Origin of the sequence: Pseudomonas sp. GM80 (assembly GCF_000282515.1) — a bacterium.
In the GTDB taxonomy this organism is placed as follows: Bacteria; Pseudomonadota; Gammaproteobacteria; order Pseudomonadales; family Pseudomonadaceae; genus Aquipseudomonas.
Map to the genome: position 1 here is coordinate 1 of NZ_AKJD01000037.1, position 5,773 is coordinate 5,773.

Genomic DNA, 5,773 nt, shown 5'->3' on the forward strand with positions numbered 1-5,773 from the left:
CCCCCCCCTGTAGGACCTGCCGAAGGCTGCGATCTTTTGATCTTGTCTTTTAAAAAACAACGTCAAAAGATCGCAGCCTTCGGCAGCTCCTACATTGAAGAGAATTTCATCTGCCGGAAGCGGGATCTTTCGCCGATTCAGCGTCCATTTTTCAAGCTGCGTTCCTATTCCACGCAGGCCTAGGGGAGTTCTGGGCGTCACTGCTGTGGCGCCACCACCTTGAACTTGATGGCGATGTCTTTCGACACCACGGTGTCCGCCCACTCCCCTGCGCCGAGGCCAAACTCGTCGCGCTTGAGCAGCAGTTCACCGTCGAAAATGCCGACGTCACTGTCCGGTTTCAATTCCACCGGCACCTCCACCTTGCGGGTGATGCCCTTGAGGGTGAGCTGGCCGGCGATCAGGTAGCGGTGCTCGGCGACTTGGGTGAAACGGCTCGACTCAAACACTGCAACAGGGAATTTAGCCGTGTCGAACCACGCCGGTTTGACCAGTTCGCTATTGGCGTCTTCGCTGCCGGCATCAATGCTATTAAGGTCGATGTGCAGGGTGGTGTGGGCGCTGGCGAGGTTGTCGGTGTCGAAGTCCAGCGTCGCTTCGAACTTGCCGAAGGTGCCGTACATCCGCGAGCCCATCTGGTTGTAGGTGAAACTGATCTGGCTCGCCGTGGTGTTGACCCGGTTGTATTCGACGGCCTGCGCGGCAGGGATGGCGCACAGCACACACGCGCCGGCCAGCAGCATTCGGATCGACATGGGATTCTCCGGGCGAAGCCAGCCATCAAGGGTCTCGATTGACTTAAGCAAACATCCGCCGGTTGCGCCAGTCGCTGACACTCCATCGATTCACGCCCCATGTAGGAGCTGCCGCAGGCTGCGATCTTTTGATCTTGTTTTGCAAAAGCAACATCAAAAGATCGCAGCCTGCGGCAGCTCCTACAGGGATCAGACCAGGCGTTCGATTTTCTGGTGTTGCCAGACGAGTTTGTAATACAGCGTCTGCAGCACCAGCATCGCCAGATACGCAACGGGAAACGCCATCCACACACCCTGCAAGCCATACTGGCTGTCCAGCCAATACGCCGCCGGCAACTGCACGCCCACCACGCAAATAATCGCGATGACCACCGGCACCAACACCGTGCCGCTGGCGCGCATGATCCCGCCAATAATTGCCTGGAAGCCGAACACCAACAGGCTCCACAACATGATGTGCAGCAGATGTTCCGCCATCGCCCGGGTCGAAACCTCGGTCAGGAATAACCCCAGCAACCAGTGCGACAACAGGTAACCGAGCACAATCAAACCGCCAGTCAGACAGACGTTGATCCACAGCCCGGTGCGCAGAATAGGCCCCATGCGCTCCAGCCGCCCTGCCCCGATCGCCTGCGCGCCAAGGATCGACGCGGTGATCGCAATCGACAGCGCCGGGAACTGCACGTAGTTGACGATCTGCGTCACCGCGCCGTAGGCCGCTGTCGCTTGTGAGCCATGCTGGTTGACCAGCGCCAGAATCACCAGCTCCGACAGCGACAGCACAATCATCTGCACCCCGGTTGGCAAGCCGATGCGCAGCACCTTGCCGAGAATCGCCCCGTCCAGTTTCAGGGCCGCGAAAAACTCGCGATCCGGCGCCAACGGATGGCCCTTGCGAATCAAACGCCATGACAGCCACGCCATCGCCGACAGCGTGCCCGCCAGCCCGGCATACGCTGCGCTCTGAATGCCCATCTGCGGCAAACCGAACCAGCCGCGAATCAACGCTGGCGTCAGCGCCAGCCCGACACACGTCGACACCACCAGTGCGAGCAACGGCGACAACGTATCGCTGACCCCGCGCAACAACTGGGTGAACAGCACAAACACCAACATCGCCGGCAGTATCCACATCATCACGTGCGCATACGCCACGGCATCTTCCAGCACATCCGCCGGCGTCCCCAGACCGGTCAATGCCTGACGCGCAAACACACTGCCGAGCACGGCCGCGATCAGCCCGATCAACACCCCCAACAACAACGTCGCCCCGGCAATGGCTTTGACCATGTGCGGCTCCCGCGCGCCCCACGCCTGACCAATCAACACACCGGCCCCCGCCCCGAGGCCGATCACCAGGGCAATGAAAAAGAACACGATGGGGAACATCCCCGACACCGCCGCCAACGCCTGAGTGCCAAGCATCTGACCAATGTAAATGCTGTTCACCGTGCCCGACATCGATTGCAGGAAGTTGGACAGCACCATAGGGGCCAGGAACAGCAGGTAGGTTTGCCAGAGGGGTTTGGTGGTGCTGGGGGTTTGCATTGACTGGAGGTCCATCTCGACGGCGGAAGGGCTGATTGAGGATAGCTTCGGTGAGTTGGCGGCGCGGTGCAATTAACATTTCAAATCCGCATTTATTGTCAGTAGTCGGCTGTGGTACACAGCCACCCATCCATGTTTTTTTAAGAGGCTCTGTTCATGCTCCGCTTGCCAACTTTACTGCCCTGCACGTTCCTCGTTTTATTCGCTGCGACTGTGCAAGCCGCCCCGTCCACACCACCCGAGTCCTTGAAACCATTGCTGGAAACCCTGAACGAACGGCTGAACATCGGCGACCTCGTTGCGTTGACCAAATGGGACAGTGGCAAGCCGATTCAGGACAGCCCTCGGGAGGCGCAAGTCATCGCCAATGCCCGCACGCTGGCGACGCAGTACACGCTGGACCCGGAAGAGGTGGCGCAGTTGATCGCCGCGCAAATGGAGGCCAATAAACTGGTGCAGTACGGGTTGCTTGCGCAATGGCAGGCGGCGGGGGCGGCGCCGGACACGCCGCGTCCGGACCTGGGTCAGCAGATTCGGCCACGGTTGGATGAGTTGCAGAGCCGACTGTTGCAACAGTACGCGGCGTTTGCAGCGCATCGACGGGATGCGGATTGTCCGGTCTGGCTGGCGACGGCGCGCAGTGGGCTGGCGGTGGATCGGTTGCATGAGCTGGCGTTGGTGCGGGCTACGGGGGAGTTGTGTGTTCGGGCGGCGCGTTGAGGCTGGGGCAAGATCAAAAGATCGCAGCCTGCGGCAGCTCCTACCGGGTTTGGCCACGGCGGGAGAAACAGTGGAGAACGTGGGGGGCGGTTAAACATCATTGCGGTCGATGGTCACCATCACGGCAATGAAGTTCTCATAAAAAATCCTCGGCGTAACATCGGCTCCAGACAAACCCATACCCCCGGAGCACACGATCATGAAACGCCAAGCCCTTCTCAGCATCGCCTTCTCGGTTTTCGCCATTAACGCTTTTGCCGCCACCCCGACGCACACTCTGGTCGCCGAAGGCGGCTCGGACCGGTTGATTGAAAGTCGCGTGGCCGAAGGTGGTTCGGATCGTCTGATCGAACGCCGCGTGGCTGAAGGTGGTTCGGATCGTCTGATCGAACGCCGTGTGGCTGAAGGTGGCTCGGATCGTCTGATCGAACGCCGTGTGGCTGAAGGTGGCTCGGATCGTCTGATCGAACGCCGCGTTGCATGAGTCTGTGGCGTCACCGCTGTCCCAATAAAAAGCCCGGTCTGATCAGTCGGGCTTTTTGCTGGTTGCCGGCGCTTATTGCGCGGTTTTCAGCTTGACCACGTCACCGGAGATTTTGGTGGTGTAGCCGGTCAGGACCCATGCCCAGAACCAGTTTTCCTGGACTTGGGTGTTGATCATGGCGTCGCCGCCCTTGGCTTTGATCGCGGCGGTCTGGGCGCGGACGAAGCGGCTGTTCTGCTGGATCGGGATAACGCCGAACAGCAGCAGGCCGGTGGCGGTGGCTTCGCTGTGGCCAAGCACGGTGTATTGGCTGCTGTCGTATTGTTGGGTGTTCATCGGGGTGCCGGTGCAACCTGCCAGAACCACACCGAACAGTGCGGCGGCGACTACTTTGCTGAGGTATTTCACTGCAAAACTCCATGGGGAAACGCCCGGGATCCATCTCTCGGGCGGCGCACACTTTACCCAAGCAGCTGGCTCATTGGTATCAACCTCGACAAGTTTCATCAAGCGCTTTACTGGCCAGCGATTGACGATGTCGCCTACCATGGCGCCACGCCAATAAGGACAGCCATCGCCCATGCTCAAAGCCAGTCTGCGAAGCCATCTCACCCTGTGGTTTGCCGGTTTGTCCTTGCTGACGCTGCTCAGCGTGGGTTTCTACGTCGGCCATATCGCCACCGAACAGATGAAGCAGGCAAGCGGCAATGCGTTGTTGAACACTGCGCGGTCGGCTGCCTCTTTGCTGGGGGAACAACTGCGCGAACGGCAGCTGGAGGTCTATCTGCTCAGTCGGGCGCCGCATCTGGAGCGTGGCGACCTGGACAATCCGGCGATATTGAAATCAATGCAGCTGCGCACTCAGGCCCGCAACGAATACGCCTGGATGGGCGTGACCGATGCCGAAGGCACCGTCCACCAAGCGGTCAACGGTTTGCTGGTCGGTCAATCGGTGCAGCAGCGCCCGTGGTTTCAGGCCGGGTTGCGCGGTGAATATACCGGTGATCCGCATGAAGCCGTGCTGCTGGCGAAGTTGCTGCCAAGCACGCCGAATGGCGAGCCGCTGCGGTTCATCGATTTTGCTGCGCCGATCCACAACGCCGACGGTCAGGTGATTGGTGTGCTGGGCGCGCACGCGCACTGGAGCTGGGTCACGCGCATCGTCGAGTCGGCGGCGTTTTCGCACAAAAATTCGGCGCCGGATATCGAAGCACTGATCATCGATCACGACGGCAAGGTGTTATATCCCGAAGCGCTGATGGGCCAGCAACTGGCGACGAATGATGCAAAGTCGCCAGGCTGGTCGGTGGGTGACGGTTACCTGACGAGCATGGTGACCGTGCCGACGCCATCCAGCACCGCGCTGACCTGGTCGATTGCGGTTCGCCAGCCACTGGAAACCGCCCTGCAACCGGCGCGTCTGCTGCTGTACAAATTGCTCATGCTAGGGGTGTTCGCCGCAGTGCTGTTCGGGTTGGTGGCGTATTACCTGGCGCTGTACTTGAGCCGTCCCATCGAACAGCTCGCACGCTCGGCCAAACAGGTGCAGGACAACCAGCCCGGCGCGCACTTCCCGCTCCAGCATCCGGTGCGCGAAATCGCACAGTTGGGGCAATCGATCGATGCGATGACGCAATCGCTGCTCGGCAAGGAACGCGAACTGCAGGAAGCCAATGCCTCGCTGGAAGCGACCGTGGCGCAACGCACCGCCGACCTGATGCAAGCCAATGCCGAGCTGCTCAGCCTGGCCACACACGATGCGCTGACCGGCGTTTACAACCGTCGCCGCTTCGACGAAAAGATCACCGAATACAGCCTGCTGTCGCGACGCACCGGGCGCCCGTTCGCGCTGCTGCTGATCGATGCCGATTACTTCAAACGCATCAATGACACACACGGCCATGCGGTCGGCGATGAGGTGCTCAAACAACTGGCGCAGTTGATTCAGACCAGCCTGCGCACCACCGATTTTGTCGCGCGTTACGGCGGTGAAGAGTTCGCCGTGCTGCTCCCGGAAATCGCCCAGCCCGACACCCCTGAAGTGGTCGCCGAGAAGATCCGCGCAGCCGTCGCTGACGCAGAGTTTGCCAGCGTCGGCCAGGTCACGGTGAGCATCGGCGTAGGCCTGGCCGATCCGGCAGACAACAGCCCCACCGCCCTGATCAAACGCGCCGATCAACAGCTGTATCAAGCAAAAGCGGCCGGGCGCAACCAAGTCGCCTGCCACGACACCCCCAAAACCACCACCCCCCTGTAGGAGCTGCCG

At 60.6% G+C, this 5,773-nt stretch carries 6 protein-coding genes and 1 pseudogene; 4 read left to right on the forward strand and 3 right to left on the reverse strand.

The window, feature by feature from the left end; translation table 11 throughout:
- On the forward strand, nucleotides 1-183 hold a 183-nt coding region (locus tag PMI37_RS32160), incomplete at its 5' end, for a hypothetical protein (protein ID WP_238552682.1).
- Between the two features lie 14 nt (nucleotides 184-197).
- Here the strand turns inward: PMI37_RS32160 and PMI37_RS03415 are convergent.
- Both PMI37_RS03415 and PMI37_RS03420 read right to left on the reverse strand, forming a co-directional pair.
- On the reverse strand, nucleotides 198-755 hold the full coding sequence (locus PMI37_RS03415) for a YceI family protein (protein WP_008078098.1): 558 nt from the start codon (nucleotides 753-755) through the stop codon (nucleotides 198-200).
- A 189-nt stretch (nucleotides 756-944) separates the two neighbouring features.
- Nucleotides 945-2,303, reverse strand: a complete 1,359-nt coding sequence (locus PMI37_RS03420; RefSeq protein WP_008078101.1) for an MATE family efflux transporter — start codon at nucleotides 2,301-2,303, stop codon at nucleotides 945-947.
- A gap of 156 nt (nucleotides 2,304-2,459) precedes the next feature.
- Here PMI37_RS03420 and PMI37_RS03425 point away from each other — a divergent pair, with 156 nt between their 5' ends.
- Together PMI37_RS03425 and PMI37_RS03430 are read left to right on the forward strand one after the other, a co-directional pair.
- Entirely contained in the window at nucleotides 2,460-3,023 is a 564-nt protein-coding gene (locus PMI37_RS03425; RefSeq protein WP_008078102.1) for a chorismate mutase, read from the forward strand.
- A gap of 199 nt (nucleotides 3,024-3,222) precedes the next feature.
- Nucleotides 3,223-3,504: pseudogene (locus PMI37_RS03430) on the forward strand (hypothetical protein); the annotation flags it as partial.
- A gap of 75 nt (nucleotides 3,505-3,579) precedes the next feature.
- Here PMI37_RS03430 and PMI37_RS03435 read toward each other — a convergent pair.
- Nucleotides 3,580-3,915, reverse strand: a complete 336-nt coding sequence (locus PMI37_RS03435) for a hypothetical protein (RefSeq protein ID WP_008078105.1) — start codon at nucleotides 3,913-3,915, stop codon at nucleotides 3,580-3,582.
- Between the two features lie 172 nt (nucleotides 3,916-4,087).
- Between PMI37_RS03435 and PMI37_RS03440 the strand changes: the two genes are divergently transcribed.
- Nucleotides 4,088-5,764: a sensor domain-containing diguanylate cyclase gene (locus tag PMI37_RS03440; RefSeq protein WP_008078106.1), complete on the forward strand. Its 1,677-nt coding sequence runs from the start codon at nucleotides 4,088-4,090 to the stop codon at nucleotides 5,762-5,764.
- Nucleotides 5,765-5,773: the final 9 nt, after the last annotated feature.